Source organism: Rhodoferax sp. (assembly GCF_037143375.1).
In the GTDB taxonomy this organism is placed as follows: Bacteria; Pseudomonadota; Gammaproteobacteria; order Burkholderiales; family Burkholderiaceae_C; genus Rhodoferax.
Map to the genome: position 1 here is coordinate 1 of NZ_JBAWYV010000039.1, position 20,241 is coordinate 20,241.

Annotated in this window: 17 protein-coding genes; 12 read left to right on the plus strand and 5 right to left on the minus strand. The window is 58.3% G+C overall.

The features are described 5' to 3' along the window. Together WCG50_RS08230 and ppc are read right to left on the minus strand one after the other, a co-directional pair. Positions 1-1,790, minus strand: a 1,790-nt coding sequence (locus tag WCG50_RS08230; RefSeq protein WP_336899110.1) for a histidine kinase dimerization/phospho-acceptor domain-containing protein, incomplete at its 3' end; no start/stop codon positions are given. A 44-nt stretch (positions 1,791-1,834) separates the two neighbouring features. Then, positions 1,835-4,711, minus strand: coding sequence for a phosphoenolpyruvate carboxylase (ppc, locus tag WCG50_RS08235; RefSeq protein ID WP_336899111.1), 2,877 nt, complete (start codon positions 4,709-4,711; stop codon positions 1,835-1,837). Positions 4,712-4,813: 102 nt separating this feature from the next. Here ppc and hemC point away from each other — a divergent pair, with 102 nt between their 5' ends. The 5 genes from hemC to WCG50_RS08260 are packed head-to-tail and all read left to right on the plus strand — an operon-like array spanning position 4,814 to position 10,063. Further along, complete coding sequence (gene hemC / locus WCG50_RS08240) at positions 4,814-5,758, plus strand: hydroxymethylbilane synthase (RefSeq protein WP_336899112.1); 945 nt, start codon at positions 4,814-4,816, stop codon at positions 5,756-5,758. A 3-nt stretch (positions 5,759-5,761) separates the two neighbouring features. Then, positions 5,762-6,559, plus strand: a complete 798-nt coding sequence (locus tag WCG50_RS08245) for a uroporphyrinogen-III synthase (RefSeq protein ID WP_336899113.1) — start codon at positions 5,762-5,764, stop codon at positions 6,557-6,559. A 9-nt stretch (positions 6,560-6,568) separates the two neighbouring features. Continuing rightward, on the plus strand, positions 6,569-7,663 hold the full coding sequence (locus WCG50_RS08250) for a uroporphyrinogen-III C-methyltransferase (protein WP_336899114.1): 1,095 nt from the start codon (positions 6,569-6,571) through the stop codon (positions 7,661-7,663). 2 nt (positions 7,664-7,665) lie between these two features. Further along, positions 7,666-8,955, plus strand: a complete 1,290-nt coding sequence (locus WCG50_RS08255) for a heme biosynthesis HemY N-terminal domain-containing protein (protein ID WP_336899115.1) — start codon at positions 7,666-7,668, stop codon at positions 8,953-8,955. 34 nt (positions 8,956-8,989) lie between these two features. Beyond that, entirely contained in the window at positions 8,990-10,063 is a 1,074-nt protein-coding gene (locus tag WCG50_RS08260; RefSeq protein WP_336899116.1) for a GGDEF domain-containing protein, read from the plus strand. Between the two features lie 78 nt (positions 10,064-10,141). On the opposite strand, the gene WCG50_RS08265 is transcribed toward WCG50_RS08260, so the two are convergent. Continuing rightward, on the minus strand, positions 10,142-13,171 hold the full coding sequence (locus tag WCG50_RS08265) for an Rne/Rng family ribonuclease (RefSeq protein ID WP_336899117.1): 3,030 nt from the start codon (positions 13,169-13,171) through the stop codon (positions 10,142-10,144). A 549-nt stretch (positions 13,172-13,720) separates the two neighbouring features. On the opposite strand from WCG50_RS08265, the gene WCG50_RS08270 reads away from it, so the two are divergent. From WCG50_RS08270 to WCG50_RS08285, 4 genes are read left to right on the plus strand one after another with little or no spacing between them, the layout of a single operon-like run. Continuing rightward, positions 13,721-14,737 carry an RluA family pseudouridine synthase gene (locus WCG50_RS08270; protein WP_336899118.1) on the plus strand — a complete coding sequence of 339 codons (1,017 nt, stop codon included), beginning with the start codon at positions 13,721-13,723 and terminating at the stop codon, positions 14,735-14,737. After that, entirely contained in the window at positions 14,715-15,401 is a 687-nt protein-coding gene (locus WCG50_RS08275) for an HAD-IA family hydrolase (RefSeq protein ID WP_336899119.1), read from the plus strand. Before WCG50_RS08270 ends, WCG50_RS08275 begins: the two co-directional genes overlap by 23 nt. A 17-nt stretch (positions 15,402-15,418) precedes the next feature. Continuing rightward, positions 15,419-15,784: a Rieske 2Fe-2S domain-containing protein gene (locus tag WCG50_RS08280; RefSeq protein ID WP_336899120.1), complete on the plus strand. Its 366-nt coding sequence runs from the start codon at positions 15,419-15,421 to the stop codon at positions 15,782-15,784. After that, on the plus strand, positions 15,785-16,843 hold the full coding sequence (locus WCG50_RS08285; RefSeq protein ID WP_336899121.1) for a S49 family peptidase: 1,059 nt from the start codon (positions 15,785-15,787) through the stop codon (positions 16,841-16,843). Positions 16,844-16,849: 6 nt separating this feature from the next. Here the strand turns inward: WCG50_RS08285 and WCG50_RS08290 are convergent, their stop codons facing one another. Together WCG50_RS08290 and WCG50_RS08295 are read right to left on the minus strand one after the other, a co-directional pair. Next, positions 16,850-17,623 carry an SAM-dependent methyltransferase gene (locus tag WCG50_RS08290; RefSeq protein ID WP_336899122.1) on the minus strand — a complete coding sequence of 258 codons (774 nt, stop codon included), beginning with the start codon at positions 17,621-17,623 and terminating at the stop codon, positions 16,850-16,852. A 2-nt stretch (positions 17,624-17,625) separates the two neighbouring features. After that, positions 17,626-18,219: a Maf family nucleotide pyrophosphatase gene (locus tag WCG50_RS08295; protein WP_336899123.1), complete on the minus strand. Its 594-nt coding sequence runs from the start codon at positions 18,217-18,219 to the stop codon at positions 17,626-17,628. A 25-nt stretch (positions 18,220-18,244) separates the two neighbouring features. Here WCG50_RS08295 and WCG50_RS08300 point away from each other — a divergent pair, with 25 nt between their 5' ends. From WCG50_RS08300 to plsX, 3 genes are all read left to right on the plus strand, one after another. Continuing rightward, the gene (locus WCG50_RS08300; RefSeq protein WP_336899124.1) at positions 18,245-18,793 is read left to right on the plus strand and encodes a YceD family protein; all 549 of its coding nucleotides are present in this window, start codon (positions 18,245-18,247) and stop codon (positions 18,791-18,793) included. Between the two features lie 107 nt (positions 18,794-18,900). Next, positions 18,901-19,083, plus strand: a complete 183-nt coding sequence (gene rpmF, locus WCG50_RS08305) for a 50S ribosomal protein L32 (protein WP_336899125.1) — start codon at positions 18,901-18,903, stop codon at positions 19,081-19,083. Between the two features lie 107 nt (positions 19,084-19,190). Beyond that, complete coding sequence (gene plsX / locus WCG50_RS08310; RefSeq protein WP_336899126.1) at positions 19,191-20,240, plus strand: phosphate acyltransferase PlsX; 1,050 nt, start codon at positions 19,191-19,193, stop codon at positions 20,238-20,240. Position 20,241: the final 1 nt, after the last annotated feature.

Sequence of the window (20,241 nt, forward strand, 5' to 3'; positions counted from 1 at the left end):
CCCAAGGTGGATTGCAGCCCGATGTGGCCGCCCATGTGCTCAATCAATTCCTTGGCCAGTGTCAGCCCCAAGCCAGTGCCTTGCTGGCTGCGGGTCATGAAGGACTCGCTCTGGCGAAATTTCTCAAAAATAATGGCCTGGTCAGCCTCGCTGATGCCCACACCGGTGTCCTGAACCTCAATGCGCACGAGCGCCCCTTCAAGCAGGGCGCGCACTGACACAGTGCCCTGCTCGGTGAACTTCAAGGCATTGCTCAACAGATTTAGCAAAACTTGACGCAGCCGAATGTCATCCGAAAACACCTGAGGCGGCAAGGTGGTTTCTTCCAGTTCAAGGGTGAGATTTTTGGTTTGGGCATGACCGCGCTGCATGGCCACCACTTCGCGGAGCAGGTCAGGTAGAGCGATAGGGGTCAGGTTGAAATCCATCCGACCCGCTTCAATTTTTGCCAGATCCAGAATATCCGTCACCAGTGCCAGCAAGTGCTCGCCGCTGGTACGGATGGTTTGGGCGTATTCCTGCTGTGCCGGGTCGTCAAGTTCGAGTTCGAGTAGTTCGGCAAACCCCAAAATGCCGTTCAGCGGCGTGCGCAGCTCATGGGACATATTGGCCAAAAATTCACTTTTCGCATGGTTGGCGGACTCAGCAGCCTCTTTGGCCTGAGCCAGATTTTCCATGATGAGCGAGCGGTGCGCCTCGCTTGCCGCTAGTGCTTGCTCCGCTTCGTTGCGGGCCGCCAGAAAGCCATTGAAGGCGGCGGCCACGGTACGAATTTCGCTGCTTCCGGCTTCAGTGACGGGTTTGGAAACGACGCCATTTTTCATGCTGGAAGCGCGCTCGCGCATGGCTGCGGCCAAGCGCCCCAGCGGTTGCACCAGCCGGTGAGACAAGACCCACAACAGCGGAATGGCGATCAGCATCAGCAAGACGGTGATCAAGGCCATGCGGCGTTGCAACTCGACGACCGGGCGAAACGCCTCTTCGGTGGGTATGACAGAGGCCAGAATCCAGTCGGTGCTTTTCAGACGTTTGAAGGTGAACAGACCGTGCAAGCCCCGGCTGTTGGTGCCCTCAAGCGTGCCTTCAAAACCCTCCAGTGCTTTGGCAAACGCCGGGTTCTCGGTCGCACTGGGAGCCGGTTGCATGATGCGTGTCCGGTCTGGGTGTGCAATCACCTGTCGGTCTTTGGAGGTCATGTAGAAATAGCCACTGTCACCAATTTTTCGACTTCCCAGTTCGCCGATTAGATTGGGTTTGTACAGGTTCAACACGCCGCCAATGATGGCGACAAGTTCGCCTTTGGCATTGAGTACCGGCGCCGCCACCACCACAATGGGTTGCTTGGTCGCTTTTCCCATAATGGGTTGCGAGATATACGGTTTGAGGGTGTCGCGCACATTCTGGATGTAGTCGCGGCTTGACATATCTAGCTGGCGGCGACCGGGTTTGACCGGCCAGTCCACCAGCAGCACCCCTTTGGCATCGAAGACGTAGAGGTCATCAAACAACATCAACAAGGTGGTTTTGCTTTGCAGGTACTTTTCCAGCGCCACCAGATCGCTTAATTTATCTTGGGGGACGACTTTGGCCGACAGCGTGAGTGCAGAGAGCCGTTCGTCAAACTTGTCATCCAGATGACTTCCAACTTCTGACAGCAACTGGAATTGTTCGTTCTGAATCCGATCAGTCAGGTTGCCACGCAAGGCATAAAACTGCCCGAAAAACTGCACGAGCAAGAGCAGTAAGCCAATAAAGATGGTGCCAAGCGTCAGCTTGAGTTTCAAACTCATGGAATGCCTTTGGTTAATGTCTGGCATTTGCCACAGGCAGAACTTTACCCGGTGTTTCTTAACCCTGCTGCAATGCCGTTGATCGAGATGTGAATGCCGCGTTGCACGCGCTCATCGGTTTGCCCAGCGCGGTAGCGGCGCACCAGTTCCACCTGAAGGTGATGCAAGGGGTCAATGTACGGAAAGCGGTGGCGCATCGAGCGTTGCAGCGCCGCGTTGGTGGCCAGGCGCTGTTTGTCGCCGGTGATCATGGCCAGCGCGCTGGCGGTGCGGTGCCATTCGGCCTCAATCGCGGTGAAGATTTTTTTGCGCAGACGGGTGTCACTCACTAGCTCAGAGTAACGCGAGGCCAGCGCCAGATCGCTCTTGGCCATCACCATGTCCATGTTGGACAACAGCGTTTTGAAAAACGGCCACTGCTTGTACATCTGCTGCAGCATCACGGCTTTGTCTTTGGGGGCGTTTCTGCCGGCAGTTTTAACCGCTGCAGCGTCATCCTGCAGCAAAAAGGCCTCCACCGCCGAGCCAAAACCGTACCAGCCCGGCAGCGTCAGACGGCACTGGCCCCAACTAAAGCCCCAGGGGATGGCGCGCAGGTCTTCAATTTGTTGCGTGGCTTTGCGCGACGCTGGGCGTGAGCCGATGTTCAGTTCTGCGATCTCGCGGATCGGTGTGGAGTCAAAGAAGTATTCGGTGAACCCCGGGGTTTCGTAGACCAGTTTGCGGTAGGCCGCCATGCTGCTTTGCGACAGCTCGGCAGCGGCTTTCAAAAAGGGTTGGGTGGCCGATTTGGTCGGCTGCACCAGCGTGGCCTCCAGCGTGGCAGCCACCAGCGTCTCCAGATTTCGGCGACCAATTTCGGGGTTGGCGTATTTGGAGCCAATGACTTCGCCTTGCTCGGTGAGGCGAATTTGACCGCGCACCGTGCCGGGCGGTTGCGCCAGAATGGCCTGGTAGCTGGGGCCACCGCCGCGGCCCACCGTGCCGCCCCGGCCGTGGAACATGCGCAACTGGATGGCTTTGGCACCCGGTGTTTTTTTCGCCTCCAGCGCGAGTTGGTCAAACAACTCCACCAGCGCAATTTCGGCCCGGTAGAGCTCCCAGTTGCTGGTGAAAATGCCACCATCCTTGTTGCTGTCGGAGTAGCCGAGCATGATGTCTTGCTCGCTGAACTGGTCGTGCTGGCTGCGTTGCACCAGTTCGGTGATGCCGGGCAGGGCGTAAAACTCGCGCATGATGGGCGCAGCGTTGCGCAGATCTTCAATGGTTTCAAACAGGGGCACGACGATCAGGTCGCAGTTTGACCCGCTGTCGAGCACGCCTTGCATCAAGCCCACTTCTTTTTGCAGCAGCAGCACTTCAAGCAAATCGCTCACGGTCTCGGTGTGGCTGATGATGTAGTGGCGAATGGCTTCGTGGCCAAAACGCTCGCGCATCACCTTGGCGGCCTCGAAAATACCGATTTCGCTCTGGGCGTGTGCCGAATAGACATTGCCCATCACACGCAAAGGGCGGGCGTCGTTGAGCAAGCGCATCAGCAGGCTGCGCTTGGCCAGTTCGTCCAGTTGCGAGTAGGCTGGCTCGATCCGCGCCACGGACAGTAATTCGGCAACGACTTCTTCGTGCTTGTCCGAGCTTTGGCGCAAATCTACCGTGGCCAGGTGAAAGCCGAACACTTCCACCGCCCGAATCAGCGGGTGCAAGCGCTGCGCCACCATTGCGCCGCCGTGGTGCGCCAGGAGTGACGCTTCGATGGTGCGCAAGTCAGCCAGAAACTCTTCGGCGGTCAGGTAAGCATTTTGCGGCGCGACAGCATGGCGCGCGGCCTCGCCACCAGTCAGGTCCTTCAGTGCGGCAGCGAGTCGGGCATAAACGCCGATCAGGGCGCGCCGGTACAACTCGTCTTTGCGGTGCTCGTTGGTGTCGGGCGACTTGAGGGCCAGCGCCTGCATGGCGGGCGCGCAGTCCACCAGCATCGCGGAAAGCGACAACTCGCCACCCAGGTAATGCACTTCGGTCAGGTAATGGCGCAGCGCCACGTCGGCCTGACGGCGCAGGGCGGAGGTGAGGGTTTGTGCGTTGACGTTGGGGTTGCCGTCGCGGTCGCCGCCAATCCACTGGCCCATGCGCAAAAAGCTGTGCACCGGGTGTTGGCCCAATTCGCGCTCCAGATCAGCGTAGAGCTTGGGGATTTCGCGCAAAAACGTGGACTCGTAATAACTCAAGGCGTTTTCCACCTCGTCGGCCACGGTCAGCTTGGTGAAGCGCAAGAGCCGGGTTTGCCAGAGTTGCAGCACGCGGGCCTGCATGAGTTCTTCGTTGGCGGCCAGTTCGCGCGGCGTCAAAGCGTCCTTGTTGGCGTTGACCATGGCGCGCATCTTGATGTCGTCGCGCGCTACCAGCAATTGGGCAATGTCGCGTTCGGCGTCCAGAATACTTTTGCGCTGCACTTCGGTCGGGTGCGCGGTCAGCACGGGCGAGACAAAGCTGGTGGCCAGCGTGTCGGCAATGGTTTTGGGCGAAATACCCGCCCAGCGCAGGCGCGACAGAGCGACTTCGATGCTGCCTTCTTGCGTGTCGCCGGCGCGTTCGTGAATGGCGCGGCGGCGGATGTGGTGCCGGTCTTCGGCCAGGTTCGCCAGGTGGCTGAAGTAAGTGAAGGCCCTAATCACGCTAACGGTCTGGTCGCCTGTCAAACCTTTGAGTAGCTTCTTGAGCGCCTTGTCAGCTTCGTGGTCGGCATCACGGCGAAAAGCGACCGAGAGTTTGCGAATTTGCTCAATTAACTCAAACGCCGCCACGCCTTCTTGCTCGCGGATCACGTCGCCCAGAATGCGTCCCAGCAGCCGGATGTCTTCCACCAGAGGCTTTTCGGTGTCTTTGGTGCGCGGGGTGGGCTCAGTTTTAAGTGGTTTGATCATGGCGTAATCGGATGTTGGATGCGCAAGACGGCAATTTAAGCCATGCTAGCATTCACCGCCTACCCCCGATTACCAACAAGTTACGACTTTAAGAAACTGTTTATGAGCCATTTAACTATCGCCACCCGAGAGAGCCGCCTTGCCATGTGGCAGGCCGAACACGTCAAGGCGCTGCTGGAACAGCTTGGCCACACGGTGAGCCTGCTGGGCATGACCACGCTGGGCGACCAGATTCTGGACCGATCCTTGAGCAAAGTCGGTGGCAAGGGCCTGTTTGTAAAAGAACTCGAAGTGGCTCTCGAAGAAGGTCGTGCCGATCTGGCAGTGCATTCCTTGAAAGACGTGCCGATGGAGCTGCCTGAAGGGTTTGTGTTGGCCTGTGTGATGGAGCGCGAAGACCCCCGCGATGCCTTTGTCTCCAATAAGTACACGAATCTGGCCAGCCTGCCGCAAGGCGCCGTGGTCGGTACCTCTAGCCTGCGCCGGATGGCGCTGCTGCGCGCTTTGCGTCCTGACCTCAAAATTGAGCCCTTGCGTGGCAACCTTGACACCCGTTTGCGCAAGTTGGATGACGGTTTGTATGACGGCATCGTGCTCGCCGCCGCCGGCCTGAAACGGTTGGGCTTGGGCGAACGAATTCGCGAGGTTTTTGAGCCCGCCATGATGCTGCCTGCTGCCGGCCAAGGCGCGCTCGGTATTGAAGTTTGCTCGGACCGCCAAGACGTCATCGACGCCTTGGCACCGCTCGCGCATCAAGTCTCCTGGCTGGCCGTGTCGGCTGAGCGGGCGGTGAGCCGGGCCATGGGCGGCAGTTGCTCGATGCCGCTGGCCGCCTTTTCCACCCTCAACGGCAACACGCTGACCATCGACGCTGCCTGGGGTGACCCCGAAGGCGCACTGGAACTGGTCTGCGTGCGAATGAGCGCCGAGGTGTCCGACTTGGCCAGTGCCACCGCGCTGGGCGAGCGGGTGGCGGTCGATCTGAAGGCTGGCGTTGCGGCTTCGGGTGGCACGCTGCTGTTGCCCGCCGCACATTCGCCTGCCTGATTCATGCGCGTCATCGTGACCCGCCCCCTGCGTGAGGCGCAACGATGGGTGCAAGATTTAACCGCCTCAGGTCTTCAGGCGCAGGCCTTGCCGCTGATCAAGGTCGGGCCGGTTGACGATACGACCGCTGTGGTGCAGGCGTGGCAGCGCCTGGCTGACTATGTCGGCGTGATGTTTGTCAGTGGCAATGCTGCCGAGCATTTTTTTGCATCAAAAAAGCCTCTAGCCCCCGTATTTACTGCGCAAGCAGCTATTAAAACAAGAGCGTGGGCGACCGGCCCTGGCACCGCCCGGGCCTTGTTGCGACTGGGTGTGGCGCCTGATTTTCTGGATGCGCCATCGCCGGATGTGGCTCAGTTTGATTCCGAAGCCTTGTGGCAAGTGGTGGCGCCGCAGGTGCAACCGGGCACCCGGGTGCTGATTGTGCGCGGGGCCGACACGCTGGGCAGCGACCCCGCAGGGCAGGGCAGCGGGCGCGAGTGGTTCGCCAAACGCGTGGCACAAGCGGGCGCCCAGGTTGATTTTGTGGTGGCCTACCAGCGATGTGCGCCCGACTTCCACGCCCCCGAAGCCGCCCTGGCACAAGCAGCGGCCACGGATGGGTCGGTCTGGTTATTCAGCAGTTCAGAAGCGGTGGCCAACCTGCAGGACTTGCTGCCGGACCAAGCTTGGTCTGGCGCCCGCGCCTTGGCAACCCATCCCCGGATTGCGGCAGCCGCCCGAAAAATTGGTTTTCTTGACGTGGCCGAGTCACGCCCGACGCTGAGCGATGTGGTGGCTTCGCTGAATTCAACACTTTAGAATCATCCAATGAACTCCGACGCCAAAGCCGAATCACTTGTCCACGAAGCCGCGGATGCTGCCCTGACGGGCCCCCCAGTGACTACCCCGGAGGCGGCTCCGGTCGTTCCTGCCCAGCCAGCCACCTTGCCGCGCAAAGTGATGCTGGGCTTGGGGGCTGTGTCGCTGCTGGCCTTGCTGGTGAGTGGCTTGCTCTGGCAAAAACTCTCCACCATTCAAGAGCAACTGGCACGCCAAAGTGGCGATGCCACCGCCCAGTCAGTCGAGGCCCGTGCAACTGCCAAGCAGGCGCAAGACCTGGCCCGCGAGTCTGCCGCCCGAGTAGCCGTGTTTGACGCGCGTCTCAGCGAAGTATCCCTGCAACGGACCCAGCTTGAAGAATTGATGCAAAGCCTCTCGCGCTCCCGTGATGAAAATCTGGTGGTGGACATTGAATCCGGCATCCGTCTGGCCCAGCAGCAGGCCCAACTCACTGGCAGCGTCGAGCCCTTGCTGGCGGCGCTCAAGAGCGCGGACCAACGGGTGACTCGTGCCGCCCAGCCGCGGCTGACGCCTTTGCAGCGTGCCATTGGGCGCGATATTGACCGTATCAAATCGGCCGCCGTGATGGACACGCCGGGGCTGTTGATCAAGCTTGATGAGTTGGTGCATCAAGCGGATGAGCTGGTGCTGGTTAACGCCGTTGCCACCGCTAACGGCCTGAGTCTGGTTAAGCAGCAAACCAGCACCGCGGTGGCAACGCATTGGTGGCAACGCAGTTTGCAAGTGGTGTTTGACGAGGCCCGTAATTTGGTCCGGGTCAGCCGCATTGCCCAGCCTGAGGCAGCGCTGCTGTCCCCCGAGCAATCATTTTTCCTGCGTGAGAATCTCAAACTCAAGTTGCTGAATGCACGCCTGGGCTTGCTCGCTCGCCAATTGGAGTCGTCGCGGGCCGATTTGGCTGATGCCGGGCAGTTGATCAACAAGTATTTTGATGCGTCATCGCGCAAAACGCAGACCATGGCCACCTTGCTCCAACAGGTGCAAGCGCAGATGAAGGCCTTGCAGTTGCCGCGGGTGGATGAAACCATGGCTGCGCTGACCACCGCAGCGGCAGGACGCTAACCATGCGGGCCGCCTTGTGGTTTTTGGGTTTGTTTGGTGTTGCCGTTGCGATCGCCCTGTTTGCTGGCAATAACCAGGGCACCATCACCGTCTTCTGGCCGCCCTACCGGGTGGATCTTTCTCTCAATCTGGTGCTGCTGCTGCTGGCGCTCGTGTTTGTGACACTGCATGTGGCCTTGCGGGCCTTGTCGGCTCTGTTTGCCATGCCGGGCCATGCGCGCTCATGGCGTATTGCGCATCAGGAGCGCGCCATGCATATCGCCTTGCTCGATGCCCTGTCTCATCTCGTGGCTGGCCGATTTATCCGGGCCCGTAAAGCCGCCGAAGGGGTGTTGGCGCGGGAGACGGCCATGACCCGCAGCGGCGAGATTCTCAGCTACTCCGGTCGACTTCGCGCCTTGTCCCACCTGCTGGCGGCCGAGAGCGCCCAGTCGCTTCAAGACAAAACCGGTCGCGAAGAACATTTCCGGCTGGCGCTGGAGCAGGCCGCGCGGCATGATGCGCAGGGCGCCCGCGAAGGCGTTCAGTTGCGTGCTGCACGTTGGGCACTGGAAGACCGTGACCCACAGGCTTCTCTTGAATGGATTGATGAGATGCCTCAAGGCGCTTCCCGGCGCACCATTGCATTGCGCTTGCGCCTGAAGGCGGCAAGAATGGCACGCAAGACCCAACTGGCGCTGGAAACAGCCCGGCTGCTGGCCAAACATCGGGCTTTTTCCGAGGTGGCGGCACAGGGAATATTGCGCGGTCTGGCACTTGAGCTGGTATCAACGGCGCACGACCCGGACCAGTTGCAGACCGTCTGGCATCAACTCGACACGGCTGAGCGTCTGATGCCGGAAGTAGCCATTGAAGCCAGTAACCGGATGATTAAATTGGCGGGCGATGTTGATGTGGCGCGTCTCTGGTTATTGCCCATTTGGGAGCGCATGGTGGCTCAGCCCGGCGTTCTGACAGACGGGCAGCGCCTGCAACTCATCCGGGCGCTGGAAAGTAGTTTTTCGCTGGCGTCTGAAGCGCCTGATGCCGCTTGGTTGACCCGCATCGAGAAGGCCCAGATGGCCAATCCGGGCGATGCGGCCATGCAGTATCTTGCTGGTATCTCGTGTATGCGCCTGCAGTTGTGGGGAAAAGCGCAGCAATTGCTTAAACAGGCATTGCCGCGCTTGCAGGATGCCAGCCTGGAACGCAGCGCCTGGCAGGCACTGGCCGAAATGGCCGATCGACGGGGTGATGCGGCAGCTTCCGCACAGGCTTGGCAAAAGGCGGCAAAGTCCATCTCCAGAACGTGACTTGGTTGAATTTCAGGGCTATTATGCAAAGTCTATGAGTACCTTGATCGAACACATTTTGAAGCTGACCGACCACCGGGATCGGGATTTGCTGGAGCTCACGCTGTCCAAGGCGCTGATTGATTTGCTCCCGATTCAGCGCATCGTCATTGCCCGCGTCATGAATTTTGAGGGTGAAAAGCGATGGCTTGATGTCGCTCGCCTCGATGCCAAAGGCGGCGGCAAGGTGCTGGATCCGATGCGCGTTGACTTCAACACGTTGGCCCGTATGGACGATGCCACTGACCGATTGAAATGCTTGACTCGCCGCGAGTTGGTCGAAATTGCCTGGGCCGGAGAAGAGGGCCCACGCATCTACATGCTTCCCTTGTTTTCTGATTCGCGCAAGGACGACGAAGGCGTGATCGAGGTTCATTCAGACGCATTGCTGACAGCCGACCAGATGCTGATGATCGAACAGTTGAGGCGTATCTACCGAAATATGTACGCCTTGCTGGAATACAGCGACCGCGATGCATTGACGGGATTGCTCAATCGCAAATCACTGGATGACGCTTTTTACAGTGCCGTTCTGGAAGAGTTGGATGGGGTGACCAAGGAGGCCCCATTGGCAGGGATGCCCAAAGGCCAGGAGCAGGAGCGTCGTCACCGGGTGCCCGCTAATTACTGGCTCGGCTCGGCTATTGTTGATAACTTTGGCGCGATCGGCGACAAGCATGGTCACCTGATTGCCGAAGAAGTGCTTTTGTTGGTGGCGCGGGTGATGAACAACACGTTTCGCACCTATGACCGCATTTACCGGTTTGGCGCTGAACATTTTGGTGTCCTGATGCATTGTCCGGATGAAGCGCTGGTGCTGGCTGCTTTTGAGCGTTTTCGAGTCAATATCGAAAAGTTTAATTTTCCGCAGGTCGGGCACATCACCGTGAGCTGTGGCTACACCACTGTGACGGCTGATGATTCTCCCAGCAGTGCGCTTGAGAAAACCGAACGCGCGGTTGACTTTGCCCAACGCAGTGGCCGTAATAAAGTGTGCAGCCATCTTGGCTTGGTGCGTCGCGGTTTCTTTGGCGAAACACCCAAAGTCGGGGGCGTTGAGCTGTTCTGAGTTCAAGTTTCAAGACGAAAAAAAGGGCACTCAAAAGTGCCCTTTTTTTATGCCTGCCCGTGAGGGCAGGTGCCGTTCTTACTGAGGTGTCTCAAAAGGCAGTTTCATGTCTTTCAAGTCACGCTTGGTTTCCACCATCACCAGCGGCGCGGCATCCAAACGAGTTGCGGCTGGACGTTCACGAGGAACGTGAACTGGTTTGGGTTCGGCTGCGATTGCCGCTTGAACCGCTGCAATTTTGGCAGCGTCAGAGTTCACCCAGTTCAGTCCGGAACTTGTGGCCACCTGATTCAACTCTGCCATGGGCAGGTCAAAGGAATGAAGCTTGGGCATGCCGACGACGATGGCTGCCACAGGTGCTGGTGCAACAACAGCGGCGACGGGTGCCGGTGCGGGCGCTACAACCGGCGCTGGCGTTGGCACAACGGCCGCGGGAGCAACCACTGCTGCTACTACCGGTGCGGCAACGGAGGGCGTGACTGGCGCAACTTCGATGGGCGTTGCAACCACTTCCCGGGCAGGTGCCTCGGTCGGTGCGGCAAAGTACGAACGACGTGGCTCTTCAGCGATAGCTTCTTCCTGTGGCTGCATAGGCTGGTTGTCACGCGCAGCTTGCTCCTGACGATCACCTTGAGGCGGACGCTCACTGCGGGGACCGCGTTCACGGCCATAACGATCACGAGAACGCTTTTCGCGGGTCTCGGAACCTTCTTGGCGTACAGCTTGCTCTTCACCATTGTTGCCACGTTCCTGAGTGACGTTAGCTTCAGCGGTGTCCATAGTGCCGGCACGCGCTACTTCTTCACGAGGTGCGTCAGGGCGTGCATTTTCATCAGGGCGACGATTGCGGTCAGGGCGACGCTCATTACGACCGTCGGCACGGGGCTCGCCACGCTCAGCGGGCGCACCTTGCTCGGCGTTGTCGGGACGCTCATTGCGACCGCGGTTGTTGCGTTCACCGCGACTACCACGTTCTGCATTGCGAGGACCGCGGTCTTGACCTTGGCCTTGGTCGTTGCGTGGCGCTTCCTGGCCGGCACCGTTCTGCGGTGTCTGTGCCATGTTGGCGCTGGCGTCCGCTAGCATGGGTTTGCCTTCAGCGTCAAAGCGTTCGCGTTGACCTTGTGCAGGACGGTCGCCACGACCGCCTCTTCCGCCACGACCACCACGGCCGCCACGGCCATCTTCGCGACCTTCTTCACGACCTTCAGGGCGTGGACCCCGTCCACCGCGACCATCGCCACGGCCTTCAGGGCGACCATCGCCGCGAGGTTCATTGCGACGGGCGCCATCACGGCCGCCACGGCCTTCGCGTGCAGCGTCTTTGTTGACTTCTGCTGCGGGTTTGGCGGGTGCCACAGGTGCCGCTGCAGGCGCGGGAGCAAACAGGTTTTTGATCCAGCCAAAGAAACCCTGGTCGGCTGGCGCAGGGGCTGCAACTGGCGCCTTGGGCGCCACGGCGGCCGGTTTGGCATGCTCTGGTTTTGGCACTGCCACAGGTGCTGGCGCATCAGGCAACACACCCTTGATGATCGGGGTCTGCTTGTTGGTGGGCTCTTGTGAGCGACGTGTCACGGCCGTCGGGTCTTCCATTTCTTCAGCCATTTTGTAGCTGGCTTCAATGTTGTCCAGACGCGGGTCGTCGTGTTTCAGGCGCTCCAGTTTGTAGTTGGGCGTTTCCAGCGTCTTATTGGGCACCATCAGCACGTTGATGCGCTGCTTGAGTTCGATTTTGGCGATCTCGGTGCGTTTTTCGTTCAACAAGAACGAGGCCACCTCAACTGGCACCTGGCACAGCACGGAGGCCGTGTTGTCCTTGAGCGACTCTTCCTGGATGATTCGCAGAATCTGCAAAGCACTGGATTCAGTGTCACGGATATGGCCAGAGCCACCGCAACGCGGGCAAGGGATAGAAGCACCTTCGGAGAGGGCCGGGCGCAGGCGCTGGCGGCTCATTTCCATCAGACCAAACTTGCTGATGGTGCCGAACTGCACGCGGGCACGGTCCTGGCGCAGCGCATCGCGCAGGCGGTTTTCAACATCGCGGCGGTTGCGGCTTTCTTCCATGTCGATAAAGTCGATCACGATCAGGCCACCCAAATCGCGCAAACGCATCTGGCGCGCCACTTCGTCAGCGGCTTCCAGGTTGGTGCGGGTCGCGGTTTCTTCGATGTCGCTGCCTTTGATGGCGCGGGCCGAATTGACGTCGACTGAAACGAGGGCTTCAGTGTGGTCAATCACGATCGCGCCACCGCTGGGCAATTGCACCGTGCGGGCGTAGGCGGATTCGATCTGGTGCTCGATCTGGAAGCGGCTGAAAAGCGGCGCGTCGTCGCGGTAGCGCTTGACGCGTGCTGCGTGCTCCGGCATGACGTGGGCCATGAACTGCTGCGCTTGTTCGTACACGTCGTCGGTGTCGATCAGGATGTCGCCGATGTCGTTGTTGAAGTAATCACGGATGGCGCGAATCACCAGCGACGATTCCTGGTAAATCAGGTAAGCGCCTTTGCCGCCTTTGGCTGCGCCGTCAATGGCGGTCCAGAGCTTGAGCAGGTAGTTCAAGTCCCATTGCAATTCAGGCGCGCTGCGGCCAATGCCGGCGGTGCGGGCAATGATGCTCATGCCGTTGGGGTATTCGAGTTGCTCCAGCGCTTCTTTGAGGTCGGCGCGGTCTTCGCCTTCAATGCGGCGCGACACACCACCGCCACGCGGGTTGTTGGGCATCAGGACCACATAGCGGCCGGCCAGCGACACAAACGTGGTCAGGGCAGCGCCCTTGTTGCCGCGTTCTTCTTTTTCGACCTGAACCAGCAGTTCCTGGCCTTCGCGAATGGCGTCCTGGATGCGGGCTTGGCCCACCGCCACGCCTTGCTGGAAGTACTGGCGAGAGATTTCCTTGAACGGCAAAAAGCCGTGGCGGTCTTCGCCGTAGTCGACAAAGCAGGCTTCCAACGACGGCTCGACGCGGGTGACGACGGCCTTGTAGATGTTGCCCTTGCGCTGTTCGCGCCCTTCAATTTCAATTTCGTAGTCGAGGAGTTTTTGTCCGTCGACGATGGCCAAGCGGCGTTCTTCAGCCTGAGTGGCGTTAATCAGCATCCGTTTCATGGGTAGCATTCCTTCAATTCAAATAACAAACATGCTCTTGACGAGCTTTTGATACCAGAACTGACGCTATGAATTGAGGAGGAATTGCCGGAGAACCTGGACTTTATAGGACGAGTCTGGGCGTTGGCGCGTGGAGGGATGCGAGAGGCTTGGGTTGTGGAATTGCTATTGATTTAATAGCTGGTAGCGCCCGTTTGACGGGGGCTGATGGCCGATCCATGCCGAAAAACGGTGCGAAAACGCACCGTTGGCAAATTTGAATCAGGCTCATTAACACAAACATCTCGCTTCATTCCGTTCACAGACAACTTGTCTGTGAACTTTGGGTATTCCGTATCAGTAGTTCAAGGCGTCGTTTTGACCGTTCGTTTTGCACGCCACCGAAGCATCTGGCTGGCGGTTTGCGCACATTAACAATTGGCGGTATCGACTTACTAGAGGGGCTGATGATGGTGGGTGAACTAAAATTCACCGATTGGCAGTTAAATTGTCGTTAAATCAACCACTTACAGCACATCGCTAGTGAAACACATTATAGGGGTCAATCCCTTGCCCCCATTGCCCCTGTTGCCACAAGTCAAAACGGTTCTTGTCGATGAAGATTCTGCCGGCCAGCGGCTTGATAACTTCTTGATGCGCCACCTCAAAGGCGTCCCCAAAACCCATGTGTACCGCATCATCCGCAGTGGGGAAGTTCGCGTCAACAAAGGCCGCGCCTCCGCTGATTCTCGTGTGGCCGCTGGCGATCTGGTCCGCCTGCCACCAGTCAGAATATCCGAGCGGGTCGCTGAAAAAGCCGAGGCCATGGCGCAGTCCATCACCCGAGATGCCCCGGCCCGGGATTTCCCGATTTTGTTTGAAGACGAGCATTTGATCGCCATCGACAAGCCCTCGGGCGTGGCGGTGCATGGCGGCTCGGGCGTGAGTTTTGGGGTGATCGAGCAGTTGCGCATGGCCCGCCCGCAAGCCAAATTCCTGGAATTGGTGCACCGGTTGGACCGTGATACCAGCGGTATTTTGCTGATCGCCAAAAAGCGAAGCGCCTTGACAAATCTTCAAGACCAGTTTCGTGAGCGCGAAACCGGCAAGACGTATTTGGCGCTGGTCTCAGGGCGTTGGCCCGCCAATAAAAAAGTGCTCGACAAGCCGCTGCACAAATACCTGCTGACCAATAAAGATGGCTCTGAAGGTGAGCGGCGCGTCAAAGTGGTGGCCAAAGATGACCCCAACGGCATGCCCTCGGTCACGCTGGTCAAGGTCCGCAACACCACGTCGAGCAGTTTTACCTTGCTTGAAGTCACCATCAAGACCGGGCGCACGCACCAGATTCGCGTGCACCTCGCCAGCGAAGGCTTTCCGATCGTGGGCGATGATAAATATGGCGACTTTGACCTCAACAAGACCCTGTTGCGGGCCGGGAAATTACCCGCCCTGAAACGCATGTTTCTGCATGCCTGGCGCTTGCAGTTCAACCACCCCGTCACCGGCGAGCGGGTTGAACTGATGGCTCATTTACCCTCTGAACTCGAAACTTTTTCTACCCATGTCGCACCCACATTCCCTTGAGACGACTCGCCTTCGACAGTTTGATTTGATCGCGTTTGATTGGGACGGCACGCTTTTTGACTCCACCGCCATCATCACGCGCTGCATTCAGAATGCAGTTTGCGATGTCGGCGGTGCCCGACCGAGTGACAAAGATGCGGCTTATGTGATTGGCATGGGCCTGATGCAGGCGCTGGCGCATGCGGCGCCCGATGTACCTGAGCACAAATACCCCGAGCTGGGCGCCCGCTATCGGCACCATTACACGGCGCATCAAGACGACATCAGCCTGTTTGACGGTGTTTTGGGTATGCTGGCTGATTTGAAATCACGCCAGTTCTGCCTGACGGTGGCCACCGGCAAGAGTCGGCACGGTTTGGACGAAACCTTGAAGGCGGTCGAACTCAAAGGCATGTTCAACGGCTCGCGCACCGCAGACGAGACCGCAGGCAAGCCGCATCCCCGAATGTTGCATGAGTTGATGCAAGAGTTTGGGGTGACGCCTGCGCGCACGCTCATGATCGGCGACACCACCCATGATCTGCAGATGGCCCTGAATGCCGGTTGCCCCAGTGTGGGCGTCAGCTACGGCGCCCACGCGCCCGACGCGTTCACGGCCCTGAACCCGCGCTATGTGGCCCATTCCGTGGGTGAACTGCACGCGTGGCTTCTTGCCAACGCCTGAAAATCATTAGCCCCCACATGACGCTGCTGATCCCACTGTGCAACTCGGCTGACTTGGTCAATAGCAGTGACGCGGTCCCCTTTGATGTGGTGTATGGCTCGCAAACTTGCACGGCGTTTGCCATTCGCTACCAGGGCCTGGTACATGCCTATTTGAACCGTTGCGCCCATGTGCCGATGGAGATGGATTACCAGCCCAACCGTTTTTTTGACAGTACCGGTCATTGGTTGATGTGTGCCACGCACGGCGCCATGTACCAACCCCAGACCGGTGCTTGCCGCGGCGGACCGTGTCGTGGTGGCCTCATCAAGATTGACGCGTCTGAGTCTGACGGCGTCGTGCACTGGCATACTGCCCACAACCTGAAACCCCTAGAGTTTTAAATGACCGACCCCCTTATCCCCGAACAAGACAAACCAGCCGCTGAGCCAGGATTTACATCAAATCAGGCTGCAGCTCCCGTCGATCCTGCGCAAGGTGCTTCTAAAAAAGGAGCAAAAGAGGGCTTGGCCGATGCGCCGGGCTGGGAGCGCGCCACGCTTGAGAAACTGGTTTTTGCCTCCCTGACCGAGCAGCGCCTGTCACGCCGCTGGCGCAATTTTGTGCGCCTGGCTTGGCTGGCGTTTTTCGTTATTTTGGCCTGGGTCGTCATCAGCCAGAATGGTCCGTCCAAGGATGCTTCGACGCCGCACACGGCCGTGGTCGAGATCAAGGGTGAAATTGCCTCTGGCGCTGACGCCAGTGCCGAGTTGATCGTCTCCGCCTTGCGCGGTGCTTTTGAAGACGAGGGCGCGCAAGCGGTGGTGCTGCTCATCAACTCACCCGGCGGTAGCCCGGTGCAGGCCGGCATCATCAACGATGAGATCAAGCGCCTCAAAGCCAAGCACAAGAAGCCGGTGTACGCCGTGGTGGAAGAATCCTGCGCTTCCGCGGCTTATTACATTGCGGTGGCCGCCGACAAGATTTTTGTCGACAAGGCCAGTATTGTGGGCAGCATCGGCGTGCTGATGGATGGGTTTGGTTTCACGGGCCTGATGGACAAACTGGGTGTGGAGCGTCGCCTCATGACCGCCGGTGAGAACAAAGGTTTTCTTGATCCGTTCAGCCCTCAAACTGAAAAGCAGCGTGCTTTCGCCCAAACCATGCTGGACCAGATTCACAAACAGTTCATCGACGTGGTCAAGTCGGGTCGCGGTGCGCGTCTGAAAGAGACCCCTGAGACCTTCAGTGGCTTGTTCTGGAGTGGTCAGCAGGCAATTGAACTCGGTCTGGCCGATCAGTTGGGGAGCCTCGACTTCGTGGCGCGTGAAATCGTCAAGGCAGAAGAAATCATTGATTACACGCGCCGCGAAAATGTGGCCGAGCGTCTGGTCAAACGTTTTGGCGCCTCCATCGGCGAAGGCTCAGTGCGCACCCTCAAATCGCTGCCAACGGTACGCTGATTTAACTCACCGACCCAAGGCAAATACCACGGGTGTTGAATTGTTCAGCGGTGATTTCTTTTGCCGCCAGTTTTTCACGGTGTCGCTCACGCAGGTGCCCGTGCTGAGGGTCAATCCACTGCTGGTGGCCAGTCGGGTGTTGTGCTGCAAGGTCTGCAACAACGCCTGCAGCATGGCGGCATTTCGGTAGGGCGTCTCAATAAATAACTGGGTTTGCCCGGTTTTCAGTGCCAGTGACTCCAGTTCCTTAAGCCGATGGGTGCGCTCTGAGGCATCTTGCGGCAGGTAGCCGACAAACGCAAAATTCTGGCCATTAAGCCCGCTCGCGGCCAATGCCAGTAAAATTGACACCGGTCCGGTTAGCGGGATCACTTCAATGCCCAGATCGTGCGCAGCGCGCACCACCGAGGAGCCTGGGTCGGCCACCGCTGGCATCCCGGCTTCGCTGACCAATCCGACGTCGTGACCTTCCAGCGCTGGGGCTAGTAAGTGACGCGCATCAAAATTGCCCGTGTGATCGCCTTTTTTATGTACTTCACGGGGTAATTCCTGAATGTGCAGTGCTTGAATGGGCGCGCTCAAAGGCGTAATTTCATGCACCCGTTTCAGGTAAGCGCGGGCTGATTTGGCGTTTTCACAAACCCAATATTGCAGTTTGGCCGCGACGGTGAGGGTACCCATCGGCATGGAGTTTTGCAGGTTCGATTCGCTGTCGCAGCCAAAATCGAGCGGCGCGGGTACCAGAAAGAGCTTGCCCTTGCTTGGGGTTGTGTGGGTCATGGTCATATCAGTTTGATGCCCGCCGCTTGAATCATGCGGCAGGTTCGTATCAGGGGCAGGCCGACCAAGGCGGTCGGGTCGTCGTTGTCAATCGATTCCAGCAAGGCGATGCCCAAGCCTTCGCTTTTGGCGCTGCCAGCGCAGTCGTAAGGCGTTTCGGCCAGCAAGTAGGCTTCGATTTCGGCGTCAGTGAGGTCTCTGAACTTGACTTTGACCTGCGCCAAATCCATTTGGGCGAACTTGGCGTCCTGACAAACCACCGCTACTGCAGTTTGAAAAATAACGGTTTTGCCACGCATTTGCTGTAATTGTGCGACGGCACGTGCGTGGTTGCCGGGCTTGCCAAGTGCCAGACCGTCAAGGTCCGCCACCTGGTCGGAGCCGATTACGACGCAGTCCGGAAATTGCGCTCCCACCGCGCGGGCCTTGGCCATGGCCAGTCGGCAGGCCAGTTGTTTGGGGGTTTCCGAGGCTTGGGGCGTTTCATCCACGTCGGGTGCGGCCACCTCAAACGGGAGGCGAAGGCGTTCCAGTAATTCACGGCGGTAGGGCGAGGTGGAGCCCAGGATGAGTTTGCGTTGGTTAAATTCTGACATGGCGTGATTCTCTTACACTGCGTGCATGAAACAAGAGTCACCCCCCACCCATCTGGACGTCAAGGCGTTTGCGCACGCTGCGAGCGACATCGCAGGCCATGATTTGCTATCTAAATACGAGCGCCTCATGCTTGAGACGCAAGGCCTTGGTGCCGATTTAACCCTTAACTGGTCAGCTCGTGGAGAGTTGCTTGCCGATGAGGCAGGGGTCGATCAGGTCTGGCTTCACTTGACGTCGGAGGTCAGTTTGCCCATGACGTGCCAGCGCTGTCTCGGGCCAGCGACTATTCCCGTGGCCGTCAAGCAGTCATTCCGGTTTGTGGGCAGTGAAGAGGCCGCCGAAGAGCAGGACGAAGAATCTGAGGAAGATGTGTTGGTCCTGAGCAAGGACTTCAATCTGGCAGATTTGATTGAAGACGAAATATTGATGGCACTGCCGGTCGTGCCGCGCCACGAGGTGTGCCCGATTGAGCTCAAACTGACGGTGGAAGACCCGGGTTTTGCAACGGCATCGGCTGAGAAACGCAATCCATTTGCCGTTCTGGCCAAGTTGCAGGGCGATGAGTCAGCTTGATGTTTGGTGGTGCGCTATAATTTGAGGCTTCGCGTGAATTAATCAAACACGTGTTTCACTAACCCAGATGTTGCGATTGTCGCAACATACACGTCAAGGATCAGATCATGGCTGTCCAACAGAACAAGAAGTCACCTTCAAAGCGCGGTATGCACCGTTCACACAATGCCTTGGTCGTGCCAGGTATTGCAGTCGAAACCACCACAGGTGAAACCCACCTGCGCCACCACATCAGCCCTAATGGCTTTTACCGTGGTCGCCAAGTGCTCAAGAACAAGTCAGAAGCCTGATAGTTCTTATCAAGTCAAAGCCCGAGGCTGCTAATTTAGTGGCCTCGGGCTTTTGCATTTATGCGTCCCTCGTCTGGATGCCAATTGTTTTGGTGCACTAGTTTCCCATGATCACTATCTCTGTCGACTGTATGGGGGGCGATCATGGTCCGATCGTCACGCTGCCTGCTTGCAAACGTTTTCTCGATCGCCACCCCGATGCACAGTTGCTCTTGGTTGGTTTGCCTGAAAGCCTGGGTGCTTTCTCGCACGCACGGGCCAAATTCATTGCCGCAAGTGAAGTCGTCGGCATGGACGATCCGCTGGAAATGGCGCTTCGGCGTAAAAAAGACTCTTCCATGCGCGTGGCCATTCAGCAGGTCAAGAATGGCGCTGCCCAAGCGGCCGTTTCAGCGGGGAATACGGCGGCCTTGATGGCGATTTCACGCTATTTGCTCAAAACCCTGGATGGCATTGACCGTCCCGCCATTGCCGGGCAAATCCCCAATGCCAAAGGCCAAGCCACCACCGTGCTGGACATGGGTGCCAATGTCGATTGTTCGGCCGAGCATTTGCTGCAATTTGCGATCATGGGTTCTGCTTTGGTATCGGTATTGAGCGGAAATGAAAATCCAACCGTAGGATTGCTCAATATTGGTGAGGAAGCCATTAAAGGCAACGAAGTGATTAAAAAAGCGGGCGAATTGCTTCGTACTGCTGCTAAAGCGGGTGATATTAATTTTTACGGCAATGTTGAAGGTAATGATATTTTCAAGGGCACGGCCGACATCGTGGTGTGCGACGGCTTCGTTGGCAATGTGGCCTTGAAAGCCAGCGAAGGGCTGGCGACCATGATCGTGAACTTTCTGCGGGTTGAGTTTTCGCGCAACATTTTGACGAAAATGGCTGCTATTGCTGCTTACCCCATTATTTCTGCGCTCAAAAAGCGCATGGATCATCGTCGTTACAACGGCGGTGCTTTGCTCGGACTGCGCGGCCTGGTGTTTAAAAGCCATGGTTCTGCCGATGAAATGGCATTCGAGTTTGCATTAACCCGGGCGTATGATGCAGCCCGAAACAACTTGCTTGACCGTGTTCAAGCCCGGATCGCACATGTGGCGCCTCTCTTGGGTGCTGCAGTGTCCTCTGTGCCTGCCGATGCGCTTGCTCACGCCTAAT